The sequence below is a fragment of the Comamonas sp. UBA7528 genome, from assembly GCF_002479375.1.
Taxonomy (GTDB): domain Bacteria; phylum Pseudomonadota; class Gammaproteobacteria; order Burkholderiales; family Burkholderiaceae_C; genus Comamonas.
In genome coordinates this window covers 353031-370349 of the sequence record NZ_DLMU01000008.1, presented here as the reverse complement: position 1 = coordinate 370349, position 17319 = coordinate 353031, and the positions used below count along the sequence as shown (strand labels likewise).

The 17319-nt window shown below is 65.7% G+C and carries 16 protein-coding genes; 4 read left to right on the top strand and 12 right to left on the bottom strand.

From position 1 onward, the window contains the following. The first annotated feature begins 131 nt into the window (after nucleotides 1-131). A complete protein-coding gene (gene ppsR, locus B3349_RS10695) occupies nucleotides 132-956 on the top strand; it encodes a phosphoenolpyruvate synthetase regulatory kinase/phosphorylase PpsR (protein WP_066539119.1) in 825 nt (274 codons plus the stop codon). 1 nt (nucleotide 957) lies between these two features. Here the strand turns inward: ppsR and B3349_RS10690 are convergent, their stop codons facing one another. Further along, nucleotides 958-1914: a LysR family transcriptional regulator gene (locus tag B3349_RS10690; protein ID WP_291588573.1), complete on the bottom strand. Its 957-nt coding sequence runs from the start codon at nucleotides 1912-1914 to the stop codon at nucleotides 958-960. Nucleotides 1915-2073: 159 nt separating this feature from the next. Between B3349_RS10690 and B3349_RS10685 the strand changes: the two genes are divergently transcribed. Further along, nucleotides 2074-2340, top strand: coding sequence for a DUF2798 domain-containing protein (locus B3349_RS10685; RefSeq protein WP_291588572.1), 267 nt, complete (start codon nucleotides 2074-2076; stop codon nucleotides 2338-2340). 257 nt (nucleotides 2341-2597) lie between these two features. Here B3349_RS10685 and B3349_RS10680 read toward each other — a convergent pair whose 3' ends face one another. The 9 genes from B3349_RS10680 to ahpC all read right to left on the bottom strand — a co-directional run bounded on the left by B3349_RS10680 (nucleotide 2598) and on the right by ahpC (nucleotide 12976). Continuing rightward, entirely contained in the window at nucleotides 2598-3509 is a 912-nt protein-coding gene (locus tag B3349_RS10680) for a heme ABC transporter ATP-binding protein (protein ID WP_291588571.1), read from the bottom strand. Continuing rightward, a complete protein-coding gene (locus B3349_RS10675) occupies nucleotides 3506-4609 on the bottom strand; it encodes a FecCD family ABC transporter permease (protein ID WP_414646878.1) in 1104 nt (367 codons plus the stop codon). The genes B3349_RS10680 and B3349_RS10675 overlap by 4 nt, the downstream gene beginning before the upstream one ends. Before the next feature lie 12 nt (nucleotides 4610-4621). Then, a complete protein-coding gene (locus tag B3349_RS10670) occupies nucleotides 4622-5518 on the bottom strand; it encodes a heme/hemin ABC transporter substrate-binding protein (RefSeq protein ID WP_414646877.1) in 897 nt (298 codons plus the stop codon). After that, nucleotides 5518-6618 (bottom strand): hemin-degrading factor, encoded by a 1101-nt coding sequence (locus tag B3349_RS10665; RefSeq protein ID WP_291588570.1) that lies wholly within the window; start codon nucleotides 6616-6618, stop codon nucleotides 5518-5520. Before B3349_RS10665 ends, B3349_RS10670 begins: the two co-directional genes overlap by 1 nt. Then, nucleotides 6615-7046, bottom strand: a complete 432-nt coding sequence (locus tag B3349_RS10660) for a hypothetical protein (protein ID WP_218332674.1) — start codon at nucleotides 7044-7046, stop codon at nucleotides 6615-6617. Before B3349_RS10660 ends, B3349_RS10665 begins: the two co-directional genes overlap by 4 nt. A 72-nt stretch (nucleotides 7047-7118) precedes the next feature. Continuing rightward, the gene (locus B3349_RS10655) at nucleotides 7119-9317 is read right to left on the bottom strand and encodes a TonB-dependent hemoglobin/transferrin/lactoferrin family receptor (RefSeq protein WP_291588569.1); all 2199 of its coding nucleotides are present in this window, start codon (nucleotides 9315-9317) and stop codon (nucleotides 7119-7121) included. 310 nt (nucleotides 9318-9627) lie between these two features. Then, a complete protein-coding gene (locus B3349_RS10650) occupies nucleotides 9628-10509 on the bottom strand; it encodes an alpha/beta hydrolase (protein WP_291588568.1) in 882 nt (293 codons plus the stop codon). Between the two features lie 248 nt (nucleotides 10510-10757). Then, nucleotides 10758-12314 carry an alkyl hydroperoxide reductase subunit F gene (gene ahpF / locus B3349_RS10645; RefSeq protein ID WP_066539130.1) on the bottom strand — a complete coding sequence of 519 codons (1557 nt, stop codon included), beginning with the start codon at nucleotides 12312-12314 and terminating at the stop codon, nucleotides 10758-10760. Between the two features lie 98 nt (nucleotides 12315-12412). Then, nucleotides 12413-12976: an alkyl hydroperoxide reductase subunit C gene (gene ahpC, locus B3349_RS10640; RefSeq protein ID WP_066539131.1), complete on the bottom strand. Its 564-nt coding sequence runs from the start codon at nucleotides 12974-12976 to the stop codon at nucleotides 12413-12415. A 286-nt stretch (nucleotides 12977-13262) separates the two neighbouring features. On the opposite strand from ahpC, the gene bfr reads away from it, so the two are divergent. Continuing rightward, nucleotides 13263-13739 (top strand): bacterioferritin, encoded by a 477-nt coding sequence (bfr, locus tag B3349_RS10635; protein ID WP_291588567.1) that lies wholly within the window; start codon nucleotides 13263-13265, stop codon nucleotides 13737-13739. A 63-nt stretch (nucleotides 13740-13802) separates the two neighbouring features. Here bfr and B3349_RS10630 read toward each other — a convergent pair whose 3' ends face one another. Beyond that, nucleotides 13803-15545 carry a thiamine pyrophosphate-binding protein gene (locus B3349_RS10630; protein WP_291588566.1) on the bottom strand — a complete coding sequence of 581 codons (1743 nt, stop codon included), beginning with the start codon at nucleotides 15543-15545 and terminating at the stop codon, nucleotides 13803-13805. Nucleotides 15546-15909: 364 nt separating this feature from the next. Between B3349_RS10630 and B3349_RS10625 the strand changes: the two genes are divergently transcribed. Beyond that, the gene (locus B3349_RS10625) at nucleotides 15910-16284 is read left to right on the top strand and encodes a hypothetical protein (protein WP_291588565.1); all 375 of its coding nucleotides are present in this window, start codon (nucleotides 15910-15912) and stop codon (nucleotides 16282-16284) included. Between the two features lie 38 nt (nucleotides 16285-16322). Here the strand turns inward: B3349_RS10625 and B3349_RS10620 are convergent, their stop codons facing one another. Then, nucleotides 16323-17288: an alpha-E domain-containing protein gene (locus B3349_RS10620; protein WP_291588564.1), complete on the bottom strand. Its 966-nt coding sequence runs from the start codon at nucleotides 17286-17288 to the stop codon at nucleotides 16323-16325. Nucleotides 17289-17319: the final 31 nt, after the last annotated feature.

The window sequence follows — 17319 nt, the reverse complement described above, 5'->3', positions numbered from 1 at the left end:
TGGGTGTTCTGGATGTTGGCGTTCTGCTTGTGTGGGGATGAAATTGGGAATAATGGGCGCCATTGTAGGCCTGCCACGCAAAGTCCACGGCAATGGCGGGCTGTTCATTTTTTGACCACTGTTAGCTGCCCATGCATACGCGCACCATTTTTGTCGTCTCGGACGGCACCGGCATCACGGCCGAAACCTTTGGCTCGGCCTTGATGACGCAGTTCAACGTCAAGCCGCGCCTGGTGCGCATTCCGTTTGTGGATACGGCGGACAAGGCCCACCAGGCCGTCCGTCAGATCAACCACACCGCCGAGATCGAGGGCAAGAAGCCCATCGTCTTCACCACCGTGGTCCACCCCGAGGTGCAACAGGTCATCCAGAGCAGTTGCAAAGGCATGCTGCTGGACATGTTCGGCACCTTTGTCCAGCCGCTGGAAGACGAACTGGGCGAGAAGTCCATGCACCGCGTGGGCCGCTTCTCGGACGTGAGCCACAGCAAGGAATACTTTGACCGCATGGAGGCCATCAACTACACGCTGGCCCACGATGACGGCCAGAGCAACCGTGACCTGGCCGGCGCCGATGTGATCCTGGTGGGCGTGAGCCGCTCCGGCAAGACCCCGACCAGCCTGTATCTGGCCATGCAGTTCGGCCTAAAGGTGGGCAACTACCCGCTGATCCCCGAAGACTTCGACCGCCGCCAGCTGCCCCCGGCACTGGAACCCCAGCGCAAGAAGCTGTTCGGTCTGACCATTGATCCGGGCCGCCTGTCGTCTATCCGCAACGAACGCCGTCCGGACTCGAAATACGCCAGCCTCGAAAACTGCCGCCATGAAGTGGCCGAAGCCGAAGCCATGATGCGCCGCAGCGGCATCAAGTGGCTGTCCACCACCACCAAGTCGATCGAGGAGATCGCCACCACCATCCTGCAGGAAGTGCTGCCCGAGCGCCTGGGCCACTACTGATCTACTGATCCGGCGCCGGCGGCAACTGCAGCTGGGGAAGCCGCGGCAGGGCTTCGAGCAGATAGTCCACCAGCGCCCGAACCTTGGCCGGCACATACTGCCGGTCGCGAAAGCAGGCGAAAAAGTCCAGCGGCTCCTCCTCGAACTGCAGGCCGGAGTCCCCGGCCCGGGCTTCGGGCATGGGAATATGCACCAGCCGGCCCTGGCGCACCTGCTCATGCACCAGAAAGAAGCCGGCCCAGGTGATGCCGGCGCCGGCCTCCGCCATCGCCACCAGCACATCGATGTCATTGGCGACGGCCGCAATGTGCAGCGGCGGATCGGCGCGCTGGCCACCATTGCTGAAAGGCCAGCGCATCAGCCGCCCATCCGCCTCCCGCCGGTACAGCAGGCAGCGGTGCTGCAGCAAATCCTCCGCCGTGCGCGGCACGCCGTGGGCTTGCAGATAGGCCGGTGCGGCATACAGCCTGCGCGGCACAGCCACCAGATGCCGCACCGCCATGCCCGGCTCCAGCACATCGCGGTAGCGCAAGCTGACGTCCACATCCTCTTTGAGCACATCCACCTGCCGGTCCACATTCAGCAGCTCCAGCGCCAGCTTGGGATGGCGCGCGGCAAAGGCCGGCAGCAGCGGCGCCAGTACATGGCGGCCAAAGGCGGCCATGCAGGCAATGCGCAGCCGGCCCTGCAACTCACCGTGCAGCAGCGACAGATCGGACTGGGCTTTTTCCAGCTCGCCCAGCACCGGCGCCACACGCGCCAGGTAGCGCTCTCCGGCTTCGGTCAACGCAATCTGCCGGGTGGTGCGGGTCAACAGCCGCACGCCCAGCTCGCGCTCCAGCCGCGCAATGTTCTGGCTGGCTGCGGCCGGTGTCATGCCCAGCTGGCGCGCAGCCGAGGCGATGGAGCCCCCTTCCAGCGCTTTGACAAAGGTTTCGATGGCGCGCAGATTCGGCATTTCCGATAAACGATGGTTTTTTTGATTCGTAAATTTAGCTTACGAGTCTAGCAAGCTGGCCGCATCTACCGCCACATGCCCGCGCTGCGTACAGTCCCCCTTCGCCCATCACGCCGTGGTGGTGGACCTCTCCCCTTACCGATGGCATTTCCAACTTTGATGACCCCTCCACCCTCATCCCCCACCGCACGCACCCGCCGCAAGCTCCCCCGCCCCTACGCCCCGGTGGTGTTTGCCTTTTACATGTCGGCCATCATGGCCATGCTGATGTGCGCGGCCATCGTCGGCATCAACAGCGGCCTGAGCGACGGCTATGTGCAACGCGTGCTCGGCGCCTATGTGTTTGCCATGCCCATCGCCTTTGGCTGCGTGCTGCTGGTGCGCCCGCTGGTGGTCCGCCTGGTGGCGGCCACCGTCGAGCTGTAAACCGCTGTAAACCGCCGCTGGCATCAGCTCTGCCGTTGTTCTGCCTTTGGTATCTACCCAGGCCCATCGGCAGGTCCTGGGAGGCAGTTCTGACTCAACACCTCGATCTTCGGCAGGCTCGGCCCATGGTCACCTGACCTTGCCAGGAAGGTGCCCGGGAGCGCACTGCCTGGTGCCCCTGCCGGCAGTCACTCCTGCTTCTGGATCTACCCAATCTCAGCCACAAGTCTTGAGCGACCTTTTCGCTGTCCATTTCCTCACACAGCGCCTCGTGCCACCGGCACATCCATCCCCGGCAACTGGGCGCAATGCGCTCCGGCCATGAACTGCGGCGTGCCGTCGCGCGCAGTCTGCATCTCGCCGTGAATGCGCCAGACACGGGCGATGGTCGGCAGCGTCAGCACGGCATGCACCGGCCCCAGCAGCGCCGCCTCGCCCTGACCGGGCAGCAGCAGCACCTCGTCGGCATAGCGCAGCGCCAGATTCAGGTCGTGCAGCACCACGATCACGCCCAGGCCATCGCGGCTGGAGCGCTCGCGCACCAGGGCCATCGCGTGGTGCTGGTGCTGCAGGTCCAGCGCAGCCGTGGGTTCATCCAGCAGCAGCCAGCGGCTGCCGGACACGCCCGGGGCCTCCGGCTGGATCTGCGCCAGCGCCCGCGCCAGCTGCACCCGGGCACGCTCTCCGCCTGACAGCGAGGCCAGCGCGCGCTGCGCCAGGCCCGCCACGCCGGTGGCCTGCATGCAGTGCTGCACGATGGCCGCCTCGTCCGGCGCCGGGTGCTGGCGGTGGGGATAACGCCCCATTTCCACCACCTCCTGCACGGTGAAGGCAAACGCCAGCTGCGTGTCCTGGTGCATCACCGCCATGCGCCGCGCGCGCTGGGCAGCGGGCAGCTGGGCCAATGGCGCACCATCCCACAGCACCTGCCCCTGGCGCGGCGGATGCGTACCACACAGCGCCGACAGCAAGGTGGACTTGCCTGCGCCGTTTGGCCCAAGGATGGCCGTCACCCGCCCGGGCTGCAGCTGCGCGTCCACCCGGGCCAGCAACGGTCCGTGGCGGTATGCGGTCAGCCGTATGTCCTGGCAGCGCAGACTGCCGTCCGCAGGATGGGAGGCGTCCATGCCCTGCACCGGTCTGTCTTCCCCGGTCGTCACCACTGTCACAGCCCGCTCCTGAATTGCCGCAGCATCCACAAAAACAGCGGCACGCCGATGAATGCCGTCAGCACGCCCAGCGGCATCTCCGCCGGCTGCACCACGGTACGTGCCAGCGCATCCGCCCCCACCACCAGCGCCGCGCCCAGCAGGGCCGAGCACGGCAGGACCACCCGGTGATCCGGCCCGGCAATCAGGCGCACGCCGTGCGGCGCCACCAGACCGATGAAGCCGATGATGCCGGTGGCCGATGTCACAGCCCCCACGGCCAGTGCGGTAACCACCACGATCCAGCGCTTGCAGCGCTCCACCGGCACGCCCAGCAGCTGGGCCTGTGCCTCGCCCAGGGCCAGCGCATTCAGCGGCCGCGCCAGCCGCAACGCGGCAGCGTTGCACACCAGCACCACACTGCCCACCAGCAGCACGGTCGACCAGCGCGACTGGCCCAGGCTGCCCATCAGCCACAGCTGCAGATTGCGCAGCTGTTCGTCGCTGGACACGTAGCTCAGATACCCCAGCCCGGCACCCGCCAGCGCATTCACGGCAATACCGGCCAGCAGCATCAGCCCCACGCGCGTACCGCCCTGGGTCTGGGCCAGCAGGTAGATCAGCACCGTCACGCCCATGCCGCCCGCAAACGCCGCCAGCGCCAGCGCCCAGCTGCCCAGACCGACCTGCAGGCCCGGCAGCCAGGCCTGGCCCAGCACAATCGTGAAAGCCGCCGCCAGCGCGGCACCGCTGCTCACGCCGATCAGGCCGGGATCCGCCAGCGGATTGCGAAACAAGCCCTGCATCAAGGCGCCCGCCAGGCCCAGACCAGCCCCGGCCACCACCCCCAACAGCAAGCGCGGCAGTCGGATGTGCAGAAACACCAGCTCCTGCGCACCAGCCCCTTGCTGGCCGCCCTGCCCCGCCACCCACTGGCCCAGCACCTGCAGCAGCTGCGTCGGCGCAATGGCGTAGGCCCCTTGTGCACTGGCCCACAGCAACACCAGCACCGCCAGCAGCGCCATGGTGCCCAGGGCCGCAACCGGCGCCAGCCGCCCGTTGGACAGCCGCCAGGGCCGGCGCCAGGCACTGCCACGGCGCGGCGCCGGCACAGCGCTCATCTGCACCGCCATTTACACCACCCGCTGCATCTGTTCATGCAGCTGGCGCACTGCCGACGGCAGGCGTGGGCCAAAGCCCAGCAGATGGTTGGCTTCCATGGCCACCAGCGCGCGCCGGCCATAGGCCGGCGTCAGTGCCAGCTCGGGGCGCTTCCAGAAGGCGTCGGTCCCGCCCATGGCCTCCAGGCCCTGCGTGGTGGTCACGATCAGTTGGGGCGCCACGGACGCCATGGCTTCGGCCGTCAGCGAACGGTAGCCTTTGAAAGCCTGCACCGCATTCACAGCGCCCGCCATGGTCAGCAGCGCATGGGCAGCGGTGCCGCTGCCCGCCACCTGGGGCGTGCCACTGTGCGCCAGAATGAACAGCGCCCGCGGCTTGCTGCGGGCCCGGGCCACGTCGGCCTGCACCGCCTGCCACTGCTGCTGCAGCTGCTGGGCCAGGGCCTCCGCCTCGGCCTGCTTGCCGGTGGCGCGGCCAGCCATGCGCAGCTTGGCCGTGACTTCGGCCCAGTCGTGCGTGGCCTGCACGGTCTCCACCTGCACGCCGGCAGCGCGCAGCTGGTCCAGCACGATGGCCGGGCCGGCTTCGCCCGCACCGATCACGGCATCAGGCCGCAGAGACAGCACGCCCTCGGCCGACAACTGGCGCAGATAGCCCACCTTGGGCGTGCGCGTGGCGGCTTCAGGATAGAGACTGGTGGTGTCGGTGGCCACCAGCATGTTTTCGGCGCCCAGGGCATACACCGCCTCGGTGACGGCGCCCCCCAGGCTGATGATGCGCCGCGGCGCACCGACAGCAGCCCCTCCTTTTTGCGCTGCCGGCTGTCCCCAGCTGGCAGACCCCGTCCAGCCCATGGCGGCGACCACCGCCAGCCGCTGCAGTGCGGCTCTGCGTGCATACCCGCTCATCACAAACGCTCCAGCGTTTCCGCCAGGTCGCGCCAGGCGGTCAGCTCAGGCTGCCCCGGCTTGCGTACCCCGAAGAACATGGCCACCACCTCGCCGGTGTCGTCGAACACCTCCACCGACGTCACCACGCCGTCGCTCGTGGGCTTGCGCACCAGCCAGGCACTGACCACGCGGTCGGTACGCACATGCAGATTGAAGCCGGCATCCAGCACATTGATCCACTGGGCCGCACCGGGTGTGGCCAGGGGCTTGATGTTGTTCACCGGGCCGGAATGGATCTGGATACAGCCTTTGCTGCCCGCAAACACCATGATGGGCGTGGATGCGGCGGCCGCACGCTGCAGCAGCTCGGTGACCACGCCGGTGGTCAGGGGCTCGCAGAATTCACCTTGCGTCAGGCGAAAGCTCTGCTGGCGTTCGCTGCCGAATTTCTTGAGCATGCCGAAGAACTCGTGCGTGTCCTGCATGCCGGCCCAGGCCGTGCGCAGGCCCGTCACGTCGATGCTGCTGTCGGGCGCCACCGCCGGCCGTGCGGCACGCGGCTGGAACGTGCGCTGCGCACCCGCGTCGGCAAAACGTGCCACCAGGGTGTTCCAGGCATCCAGGTCGGTGGCGGGCCGCGCATAGACCTTGTGCACCGCCACGCCCGTGCTGTCGAAAAACTGCAGGCTGTGGGCCAGCGTGCCGCCACGACCGGGTTCGGTGACCGCATAGCCGGCATGCCAGTGCATGAAGAACAGGCGCAGGTCGATGTCGGGGTTGACGCACAGGCCGATAGGGCCTTCCTGCGTCAGATTGCGGTAGATGCCGTCCTTTTCATGCACCACGGTTTCGTTGCGCGTCAGCGCCATCACCGGGCCGCAGGCCTCCAGCACCTGCAGGATGACCAGCCATTGGCCGCCGACCAGCGGCATGGCTTGCAGCGGCCGGTCATGGGCACCGGTGTGGGCCTGCACCACCGCGCCTTCGCTCAGGCCCAGGGCCTCGGCAGCATCCTTGGCACGCAGGCCGGCAGCGCGCTGGGTCGCAAAGCCTTCACGCACCGTGGCGGGATCGGTCAGGGAAGAGGCATTCAGGTGTTCCATCGTGGCGGTATTCATTGCAAAGTCTCCAAAGGGGCGTGCCACAGCACGTCCGGGGTCTGGGTGGGGCTGGCGGCAGCGGGCATGTGCATGGCGGCAGCGGCCGCTGCGTCGGCCTGGCTGCGCAGGTCGCTGCGCATTTCGTTGAGGTGGGCTTCGGCGTAATGGGCTGCAGCCGCCGTCCAGCGGGTGCGCAAGCGCAGCAGCAGCGCCTGCATGTCGCAGGACAGCTGCGGCCCCTGCATGCTGTGCACCAGGGCACTGAGCTGGTCGGCGACCTTGGCAGCAATGGGTCCCTTGTGCGCCGGGCAGCAGCCATGGGCGAAGCCGGTCATCAGGGCCAGCGTGGCGGCCAGCACCGCTTCCTGTTCGGAAAGCAGGTATTCCTCATCCTGGTTGGCGCTGGCGGTCTCGGGGTGCGAATGCGAGTGGGCGTTGTGCGACATGCTGGCTCCAGTGGTGCTTCGTCAAAAAAGCCTGGGCCAGTGCAGCAAGCGCTGGCCCAGGCGGTTGTGGTTTTAGAAGTCGGCGACCAGCGAGACACGCACATTGCGGCCCGGCTGGCTGTAGGCGTCGATGGCGGCGCGCTCGGTGGCCGTGGTCACGCCGCGCACATCCGACCAGTTCCAGTACTTGCGGTCTGTCAGGTTGAACAGGCCCAGGTTCAGGCGCAGGCCTTTGCGCAGTTCCACCTGTGTGGTCAGATCCAGCACGGTGAAGGACGGCGTCATGAACAGCGCGCTGCTGCTGGTGGACACATCGCTTTGCTTCTTGGCGGCATGGTGTGTGGCTGCCAGCTCCCAGTTCCAGTGCGCAGCCTTCTGGCCCACGCCCAGCTTGACCTGCCACGGCGAGATGCTTTCCAGGCCCTGGCCATCGGCGCCCGTGCCCTTGGTGTAGCCGTAGCCACCGCGCAGGTTCCAGACACCGCCCCAGGACTGGCCCAGCTCCGCCTTGGCCTTGAGCTCAATCCCCTTGATCGTTGCCCGGGCCTGGTTACGCGACTGCTGCAAGGTGACCACCGGGAAGGTGCCGACAGAGCCCGCATTGGCATAGCGCTCGATGAAATTGCGGTACTTGCCGTAGAAGGCCGCAGCCTCCCACTGGAAGGCGCCTTCCGCATCGCGTATGCCCAGGTCGAAGTTGTTGCTGGTCTCCGCCTTCAGATTCGGGTTGGGCAGGATGTAGTAACCGTAGAACGGGGTGATGTTGCCAAAGAAGTTGTTCAGCTCGCCCGCCGTGGGAGCGCGAAAGCCACGTGCGTAGTTGGCGAACAGCTGCACGCCCCCGCCCATGCGCATCTGACCGCCCAGCTGCGGCAGCCAGGCATCAAAGCGTTTGGACACGGCCGTGGCGCCCGAGGCGCCCATGCTGATGCTGCCGGCATCGGCATCCACGTCCACCGATTCGTAACGCAGGCCGGGCTTGAGGGCGAAGCGGCCCAGCTCGATGCTGTCCTGCACAAAAGCACCCCAGCGTGTGGTGGTGGTGTCCGGGCCCTTGGGCACGGCCGTGGTCACGCCCCGGTCGGTGGACAGGCTCTGGGTTTCGTTGTCCAGGCGGTTCACGTCCAGACCGTAGTGCAACGCATGGCGGCCCAGTTGCTTGCGCGCCTGCAGACCGGCCTGCAGCATGCGTTCGTCATAGCTGTGGTCGCGCACGCGCAGGCCCTGGGTGGTGGTATCCACATCCAGCTTCTGGGTGGAACTGCTGTCCTGCCAAGCCAGATAGCCGGTCAACAGATCGGCCGCTGCCGCATTCAGGCGGAAGTCGGACTTGAGCGAGATGCGGTTGCGCGTGCTCTCGTTGTCGTCGGTGTGGCTCTTGGTCGTGCCGTTGGCAAAGTCATGCAGGTTGTTGACATGCGTGGTCTGGCTGCGGCGCTCAACAGTGAGCATATGGGTCTGGTCGGCGTTGGGCTGGTAGACCAGCTTGGCCAGCACCGAGTTGCGGCGGCTGTCCTCGGGATTGGCCCGGGTGCGCTTGAGGCCTGTGCCCCCCACGCGGCCCATGGTTTCGGTTTCGTCGCTCCAGTCCCCGTTGAGCGCGAACAACCACTGCAGCTGGTCCGATGCCTTGCCCGCCACCACGGCGCCGGCGGTCAGCCCCCGGTTTTCGCTGCGCCAGCCCAGCAGCGCCCGGCCAGCCAATGTCTTGCCGTCCAGCAGCAGATCCGAGGGCGACAGCGTGCGCAGATTGACCGCACCGGCAATGCCACCGGCCGGCATGGACACGGGCGATACCCCCTTGTGCACTTCGATGGACGAAAGGGTCAGCGGATCCACATAGTCGCGGCCAAAGCTGTGGCTGTTCATGAAGCTGTCGGACTCGGGCTGGGGAATGCCGTCCACCAGCATCTGCACGCGGTTGCCGCCCAGGCCGCGAATCTCGAAGCCGGTATTGCCTTCGCGGCCTGTGGTGCCCGAAATGCCGGTCCCGCGCGCCGGCTGGCGCGGCACTTCCACGTTCACCATGTCACGGGTGGCATCCCGGATGTCCAGCACCTGCTGGCGCTCCATCTCTGCGCGGTTCAGCAGCTCGGTGGCATACGGCGTCTGGGCCGGGTCCAGCGCATCCGCCTGCTGGGCCGGAGCGGCCACGGTGGTTTCGGGCAATGCCGCCGTGGGCGCATCGGCGGCCATGGCAGATCCGCCCCACACACAGGCCAACACGGCCGCTTGGGCCACCGGACGCATTCCTGCCCACAGCTGGGTCATAGCTTGTTCTCTCTTCCTGAAGTTCTGGTACTGCACCAAAGGGTTTGGGGCTGGCGAACCTGGGCCGAGAGTTCAGCAAAGCGAACGGCTTGGGGTGGCTGGCAATCTTTCGATTATATGAGAACAATTCTCATTAACATTCTATATACCAACAGTGTGTGTGTTTTCTGCACCAGCGGCGCCGTGGGGTTGGCGCACAGTGCGCCGGAAGGTCATGCCTGCGGCCAGACCCCAACTCGCGCGCGGACCCCTGCCTGTGCCACGGCGCTGCAGGGACGCCTGGGCGGTTGCACTGCCCCTGGCCGGGCTCTCAGGGTTGTGGCTGGCGCATCCATTGCGTGATGCGCTGCACGGCCATGTGCTCCATGCCGATGAAGCCATGCCAGTGCAAGGCATGGCACACGCCGCCCGTGGGGTGCGCGCCGCCATCGACCAATTGCAGCTGTTTGACCGGCGCCTGGGTGAAGCGCGCCAGCACCCCCGGCATGGCGCTGGGCGTGCACAGGGGACAGGCATCCCTGGCATGCTGCACCAGCAGCACCGGCACACGGATGGCCGCCAGATCCAGGCTGGGTAGCGCGCCCGGCTCCGCCGGGGCCACGATGCTGGACGTCAGCACCACGCCGGCCAGCCCTGCATCCGGCATGCGGCTGGCAGCGGCCGCCACCGATGTCGTGCCCCGGCTGGTGCCCACCAGCCACACCGGCAGGCTGCTGTGGGCGCGCACGGCCTGCAGCACCTGGCGGATGTCCTGCAGATGCTCTGCGCCTATGCGGTCCCGGGGCGCCAGCTCCTGCCCATTCGCACGGCCGAAGATGGCCACGTTCAGGCCCTGCTCCCGGAATTCGTCTGCCGAGCGCACCAAAAAATTGTTGCTGCTGGGCCGGTTCTGCTCCAGCTTGCCAAAACCGCCCACGCCCCCCGGAAACAGCAGCACCGTGGCCCAGGCATTCGGTGCCGCTTCCCAGTACACGGTGGTGCGCACACCGTCACGGGTGGGCAGCGACCAGACGGTCCCGGATGCGGGTGCAGTCAGTGCTGCAGCCGGTGCCGCAGTGACGGCCGTTGCGGCAGGCGACCGCTCCGCCTCTGCGGCGTGTGCCTGGGTCAATGCCGCCCCCAAGGCCATCCCGGCCCACACCACCGCACGCGCCCACAGGCCCGCTGCACTTTCACGTTTCGACTTGCGCATGGCCGACTCCTGCATTGCACAAGGGCCGCCCCCTGCTGCACGGCCAGCATAGCCTGCAGCATCACCGCAAGGCAATCTGCGCGGCAGCGCCCAGGCAGCTGCGGGCGCCAGAAAGGCCAAAGGACTGCCGAAGCAGTCCTTTGGTGGGCAATCGCAGCAACGCGGCCGCCCTGGCAGTAGCTACTGTGGGTGCCTGCTGTGGGTGCAGGCTGCAGCGGCAGGCCCGGCCGTCTCCCCAGGCCCCGCCATCAATGGCGGATCAGGTGATCAAAAGCCGACAGCGCAGCCGTGGCACCGGCACCAGCGGCAATGATGATCTGCTTGTAGGGCACGTTGGTGCAGTCACCGGCTGCCAGCACGCCCGGCACATTGGTCTCGCCCTTGGCATTGATCTCGATCTCGCCAAAGCGCGTCAGGTTCACCGTGCCCTTGAGCCAGTCGGTGTTGGGCAGCAGGCCGATCTGCACAAAAATGCCTTCCAGCGCCACCGACTTGATCTCGTCGGTGGTGCGGTCCTTGTAAGTGATGCCGGTGACTTTCTTGCCATCGCCGTTCACTTCGGTGGTCTGGGCGTTCAGGATCACCGTCACGTTGGGCAGCGAAGCCAGCTTTTTTTGCAGCACGGCATCGGCCTTCAGTTCGGCGGCGAACTCCAGCACGGTGACACTCTTGACGATGCCAGCCAGGTCGATGGCCGCTTCCACGCCGGAGTTGCCCCCGCCAATCACGGCCACATCCTTGCCCTTGAACAGCGGGCCATCGCAGTGGGGGCAGAACGTCACGCCCTTGGTGCGGTACTGTTCTTCCCCCGGCACGTTCATATTGCGCCAGCGGGCACCGGTGGACAGGATCACGGTCTTGGCCTTCAGGCTGGCACCGGATTCGGTCTGCACCTCGATCAGGCCTCCTTCGGTGGCTGCTGGAATCAGCTTGGCCGCACGCTGCTGGCTCATGATGTCCACTTCGTAGTCACGGATGTGGGCTTCCAGCGCTGCCGCCAGCTTGGGGCCGTCGGTCTTGCTCACCGAGATGAAGTTCTCGATGTCCACCGTGTCCAGCACCTGGCCGCCCACGCGCTCGGCAGCGATGCCGGTGCGAATGCCCTTGCGGGCAGCGTAGATGGCAGCCGCTGCGCCGGCAGGGCCTGCGCCCACCACCAGCACGTCGAACGCATCCTTGGCAGAAATCTGGGCCGCCGCACGGGCCACCGCGCCGGTGTCCACCTTGGCAACGATCTCTGCCAGCTCCATGCGGCCCTGACCAAAGCGTTCACCGTTGACAAACACGGTGGGCACACCCATCACTTCACGTTCCTTGACCTCGTCCTGGAACAGGCCACCGTCGATGGCGGTGTGCGTGATCTGGGGGTTCAGCGCCGACATCAGGTTCAGCGCCTGCACCACGTCCGGGCAGTTGTGGCAGGACAGCGAGTAATAGGTCTCGAAGTGCAGCGGCACATTGATGGCCTTGATCTGCTCCAGCAGATCCGCCGATTCCTTGGAGGGATGGCCCCCCACGTGCAGCAGGGCCAGCACGAAGGACGTGAATTCATGGCCCAGGGGCACGCCGGCAAAGCGCACACCGGTTTCCACGCCGGGGTTGTTGATGGCAAACGAAGGCTTGCGCACCGCCAGATCGTTGTTTTCGACCACGGTGATCTTGTCGCTCAGCGCCACCAGATCGGCCAACAGAGACTTGACTTCACCGGCGGCCTTGCTGTCATCCAGGGTTGCGACGATCTCGAGCGGCTTTTGCAAGCGCTCCAGATAGGCCTTGAGTTGGGTTTTGAGGTTGGCGTCCAGCATATTAGTCAAATCCTATTAATTATTTATTTCGATAGTCTGCGTTTGCTTGGTGGAAAAAAAGCCCGGTCAGGCCCGGGCTTTTTTCTGCGGGCAAAGGCTTAGATCTTGCCGACCAGGTCCAGGGAAGGAGCCAGGGTGGCTTCGCCTTCCTTCCACTTGGCGGGGCAGACTTCACCGGGGTGGGCCGCCACGTACTGGGCAGCCTTGACCTTGCGCAGCAGGTCTTCGGCGTCGCGGCCGATGCCTTCGGCAGTGATTTCCATGGCCTGGATCACGCCTTGGGGGTCAATGATGAAGGTGGCACGGTCTGCCAGGCCTTCGCCTTCACGCAGGCAGTCGAAGTTCTGGCTGATTTGCCAAGTGGGGTCGCCCAGCATGGTGTACTGGATCTTGGCGATGGTGTCCGACGTGTCGTGCCATGCCTTGTGCACGAAGTGGGTGTCGGTGGAGACCGAATAGACTTCCACGCCCAGCTTCTGCAGTTCAGCGTAGTGGTCGGCCACATCACCCAGTTCGGTGGGGCACACGAAGGTGAAGTCGGCGGGGTAGAAGAAGAACACGGCCCACTTGCCCAGGACGTCCTTTTCGGTCACTTCGATGAACTTGCCGCCCTTGTAGGCTTGTGCGGTGAAGGGTTTGATCTTGCTGTTGAGCACGGACATTGTGTTGTTTCCTTTCAGTGAATCGGAGGTACTGCTTTAACTAAGCACTGGGTCAAGTGTAGGACAAGCATGCGATAAATTCAATCGATTGACTTGATCGAATTGATTGAATACAACTATCAATCACTACCGTATTGATAGCCGTCTGTGGAGTGCTGCGCGGACACCGAATGCAAACGCGATTCAGCATCAAACGCAGCCCATCCCCATTATTGGGGGCAAAGATGTCAAGAGCATTGTCATGCAGGACAATCGCCCCACAACAGCGACCGGAAGGAGCCCCCACATGCAAGGCGACACACAAGTCATTGCCTGCCTGCAGGCACAACTCAAAAACGAACTCACCGCCATCAACCAGTACTTCGTGCACTACCGCATGTTCAAGCACTGGGGTTTCGACAAGCTGGCCAAGGTGGAATACAAGGAATCCATCAGCGAGATGAAGCACGCCGATGTGCTGATGGACCGCATCTTCATGCTGGACGGCCTGCCCAACCTGCAGGACCTGGGCAAGCTGCAGATCGGTGAAGATGTGCCCGAGGCCCTGACCTGCGACCTGCGCCTGGAGCAGGCCGCCCAGCAGACCATCAAGGAAGGCATTGCCGCCTGCGAAAGCGTGCAGGACTATGTCTCGCGCGATCTGCTGCAAGAGATTCTGGAAGACACCGAGGAGCACATCGACTTCCTCGAAACCCAGCTGGATCTGATTGAAAAGGTGGGCGTCCAGAACTATCTGCAGTCGCAGATGGGCGAAGCCGACTGAACGTGCGGCTTTCCATGCAAAACGGGCCCTGCGGGGCCCGTTTTGCATGCGCCGCCGAACGGCTCAGCCATGCGCCTTCTGGTTGTGCAGCGCGTTCTCCCGGATGGTGGACAAGGTGGCGCGGGTGGTGATGACTTCCGGGCTGAGCGGAATCTCGATCAGCGTGCCCGTGGGCGCCGCCAGCGCGCGCTGCAGCGCGGCTTCGAAGTCGGCGGTACGTTCCACCCGCTCGGCCGCATAGCCATAAGCCCGGGCCAGCGCACAGAAGTCCGGATTGCCCTGGCCCAGCGTGGAGCCGCTGACATGGCCGGGATACTCGCGCTCCTGGTGCATGCGGATGGTGCCGTAGATGCCATTGTTCAGCAGCACGATGATGCTTTTTCCGCCATGCTGCAGTGCCGTCGCCAGCTCCTGGCCATTCATCAGGAAGTCGCCGTCCCCCGCGATGGTGAACGCCGTGCGCCCGGTGATCAGATTGGCCGCAATCCCGGCCGGCACGCCATAGCCCATGGCGCCGCTGGTCGGGGCCAGCTGGGTCTTGTGGCCCTTGCTCCAGCCGTGAAAGCGGAAATAGCGGTGCACCCAGCTGGCAAAGTTGCCCGCACCGTTGGTGATGGCGGTGTCCTGTGGCAGCAGGCGCTGCAGCGTGGCAATGATGGCCGGCATGTCGATGGCGCCGTCCTTGGCCACATCCAGCCCCACCAGCGGCTGGGGCTGCAGATTGGCTTCGTAGTCGGCATGGGCTGCCGCCGTCCAGGCGGCCCAGGGCACACTGGCCGGGGCTTCCAGTGCCGCCAGCGCCCGCGCTGCCGCAGGCATGGTGGCGCACAGCGGCAGATCGGCGCGGAAGACACGGCCCAGTTCCTCGGCACTGGGGTGGATGTGCACCAGTTGCTGCGCAGGACGCGGCGACTGCAGCAGGGTGTAGCCGCTGGTCGTCATCTCGCCCAGGCGCGCACCGATGGTGATCAACAGATCCGCCTGCTTGATGCGCTGCGCCAGTGCCGGGTTGATGGCAATGCCCACATCGCCGGCGTACAGCGGGTGGTGGTTGTCGAAAGTGTCCTGGAAACGGAAGGCATTGCCCACCGGCAACTGCCAGCGCTCCGCAAAGCCCTGCAGGTCTTGCGCAGCCTGCGGCGTCCAGCCCGGTCCGCCAGCGATCACAAACGGTTGTTTGGCCTTCAGCAGCAGCGCACGCAATTCCTCGGCGCCCTGCGTGCCGATGTCCTGGTGAACCGCGGGGGCGGCGGGCAGGGCCTCGCCAGAGACCACCTGGGTCAGCATGTCTTCGGGCAGCACCAGCACCACAGGACCGGGGCGGCCTTGCAGGGCCGTGGTGAAAGCACGGGCGATGTATTCGGGAATGCGGCGGGCATCGTCGATGCGCTCCACCCGCTTGGCCATGCCGCGCGTGCCAGGACCGAAAAAGGTGCCGAAATCCACTTCCTGAAAGGCTTCGCGGTCGCGCATATCACTGCCCACGTCACCAATCAGCACCACCATGGGTGTTGAATCCTGGAACGCCGTGTGGATGCCGATGGAGGCGTTCGTCGCCCCCGGCCCACGCGTGACCATCAGCACCCCGGGCTTGCCGGTGAGCTTGCCGTAGGCATCCGCCATGAACGAGGCTCCGCCCTCCTGGCGGCAGGTGATGAAACGGATACGGTCGCGGTGGACGTGCAGGCCATCGAGCACATCCAGATAACTTTCACCGGGCACGCCAAAGGCCATGTCCACGCCCTGGGCGATCAGGCATTCGACGATCAGGTGGCCTGCACTGCGTGGTGGGGTGGTGGAAGGCATGGCTTGTCTCTTTCTGTGTCAGGGGAGAAAACGGGAGGGCAGTCGGCGGGGTGCCGCACCCCGCACGGGGCTGCGCCAGCGGCCCCGTGATTATGCGAAGGATGGGAGACCAAACAGATGGTGGAACCCGCAGCACACCCCGCTTGCCTGTCGCACAGCCGACAAGACCGATGCGCCGCCGCGGGCCGGCAAGTGCGGCCTTGCACCCGCCCTGCACCCTATTTGCACCTGCCATTCACGCCGCCAGCACGTCGGTACACACTGCGCCACCCCGGTTTCGTCGCAAGGCGCTGTGCCGGGCTGGCGCCCAGCGCGACAGTGCAGGCATGCGGCAACGTCGCCGTGTTTTTACAGGAGCCCTGCCATGTCGCAGTACACCCCGTCCCTTCCGAATATGCCTCTCTTGCAACTGCGCACCGCCTTGCTGTGCGTCGCCATGGCCGGCGGCATTGCCAGCAGCAGCCTGGCGCAGGAGCGCAGCGAACCAACGGTGGTGGCCGCAACCGCTGCCAGCCACCCCATGCCCGCCGCGCCTGCGGTGCAACCGGGTCGCACCCGTGCCGAGGTGATTGCGGAGCTGGAATGCGCCCGCGCCTCGGGCGAGCTGGAAGCCATGGTCTTGCGCTCCTACGGCCAGCCCACACCATCGCTGCGCCCCGAGGCCTGTGCCCCCGGCGCAGCCGCCCGCACCACCGCCAGCCCGCACACTTTGCACCAGACACCGCAACCAGGCTACTGAGCACGCATGGCCGCTGCACGCGGACACCGCGCCACCGTTCACACCAGCTCGGGCGCCAGGAAGTCGCGGCTGATCTGCCCGCCCAGCAGGTTGACCCGGTCCAGGAACTGGGTCAGGTAGGCGTGCAGACCGGTGTCCAGAATTTCCGTGATGCGCCCATACTGCAGCTGGGCCAGCAACAGGCCGGCACTGCGCAGGCTCTCACTCATCTCCTGGTGCCCCACCTGGCGCAGGTTGTCCATCAGCTCGTGCATGCTGGCATGCAGCGAACGCGGCATGTCGCGCCGCAGAATCAGCAGCTCGGCCACGCGCTCGGGCGTGATCACATCGCGGTAGACCTTGCGGTACACCTCGAAGGCCGAGACGCTGCGCAGCACTGCGCTCCAGTGGTAGAAGTCGAACTGCTGCTGCCCCACCTGGCGCAGATCGGTACCGTGGTAGTCGTTCTCGATGGCGTGGAACTTCACATCCAGCAGGCGTGCCGTGTTGTCGGCCCGTTCCAGGAACGTGCCCAGCCGCACGAAGTGGAAGGACTCGTCCTGCAGCATGGTGCCCAGGGACACGCCCCGCGACAGGTGGGAGCGGTATTTGACCCATTCAAAGAACTGCATCGGGTCGCGCTCGAACCAGCCATCCTGCAGCTGGCGGTTCAGCTCCAGCCAGGTCTGGTTCTGGGTTTCCCATACTTCGGACGTCAGGGCGCCACGCACTGCCCGCGCGTTCTCGCGTGCGGCCCGCAGGCAGGAGTAGATCGATGAGGGATTGTTCTCATCGCGCACCATGAAGTGCAGCACGCCCTCTCGCGTGACCTGGGTGTGGCGCCGGTCGTAGGCGGGAATCAGTTCACTGATGGACAGCACCCCCATCCAGTCCTTGCGTGCCATCTCGGCAGGCTGGGGCAGCATGGATGTGTCATAGCTGACGTTCAGCATGCGGGCGGTGTTTTCTGCCCGCTCGGTGTAGCGGGACATCCAGAACAGGTGGTCGGCGGTACGGCTCAGCATGGGAAACCTTTCAAGATCGTCATGGCAGGAA

Coding starts and splice junctions, on each gene's coding strand:
- ppsR (WP_066539119.1), top strand. CDS start 132: ATGCATACGCGCACCATTTTTGTCGTCTCGGACGGCACCGGCATCACG.
- B3349_RS10690 (WP_291588573.1), bottom strand. CDS start 1,914: ATGCCGAATCTGCGCGCCATCGAAACCTTTGTCAAAGCGCTGGAAGGG.
- B3349_RS10685 (WP_291588572.1), top strand. CDS start 2,074: ATGACCCCTCCACCCTCATCCCCCACCGCACGCACCCGCCGCAAGCTC.
- B3349_RS10675 (WP_414646878.1), bottom strand. CDS start 4,609: ATGAGCGCTGTGCCGGCGCCGCGCCGTGGCAGTGCCTGGCGCCGGCCC.
- B3349_RS10670 (WP_414646877.1), bottom strand. CDS start 5,518: ATGAGCGGGTATGCACGCAGAGCCGCACTGCAGCGGCTGGCGGTGGTC.
- B3349_RS10665 (WP_291588570.1), bottom strand. CDS start 6,618: ATGAATACCGCCACGATGGAACACCTGAATGCCTCTTCCCTGACCGAT.
- B3349_RS10660 (WP_218332674.1), bottom strand. CDS start 7,046: ATGTCGCACAACGCCCACTCGCATTCGCACCCCGAGACCGCCAGCGCC.
- B3349_RS10655 (WP_291588569.1), bottom strand. CDS start 9,317: ATGACCCAGCTGTGGGCAGGAATGCGTCCGGTGGCCCAAGCGGCCGTG.
- B3349_RS10650 (WP_291588568.1), bottom strand. CDS start 10,509: ATGCGCAAGTCGAAACGTGAAAGTGCAGCGGGCCTGTGGGCGCGTGCG.
- ahpF (WP_066539130.1), bottom strand. CDS start 12,314: ATGCTGGACGCCAACCTCAAAACCCAACTCAAGGCCTATCTGGAGCGC.
- ahpC (WP_066539131.1), bottom strand. CDS start 12,976: ATGTCCGTGCTCAACAGCAAGATCAAACCCTTCACCGCACAAGCCTAC.
- bfr (WP_291588567.1), top strand. CDS start 13,263: ATGCAAGGCGACACACAAGTCATTGCCTGCCTGCAGGCACAACTCAAA.
- B3349_RS10630 (WP_291588566.1), bottom strand. CDS start 15,545: ATGCCTTCCACCACCCCACCACGCAGTGCAGGCCACCTGATCGTCGAA.
- B3349_RS10625 (WP_291588565.1), top strand. CDS start 15,910: ATGTCGCAGTACACCCCGTCCCTTCCGAATATGCCTCTCTTGCAACTG.
- B3349_RS10620 (WP_291588564.1), bottom strand. CDS start 17,288: ATGCTGAGCCGTACCGCCGACCACCTGTTCTGGATGTCCCGCTACACC.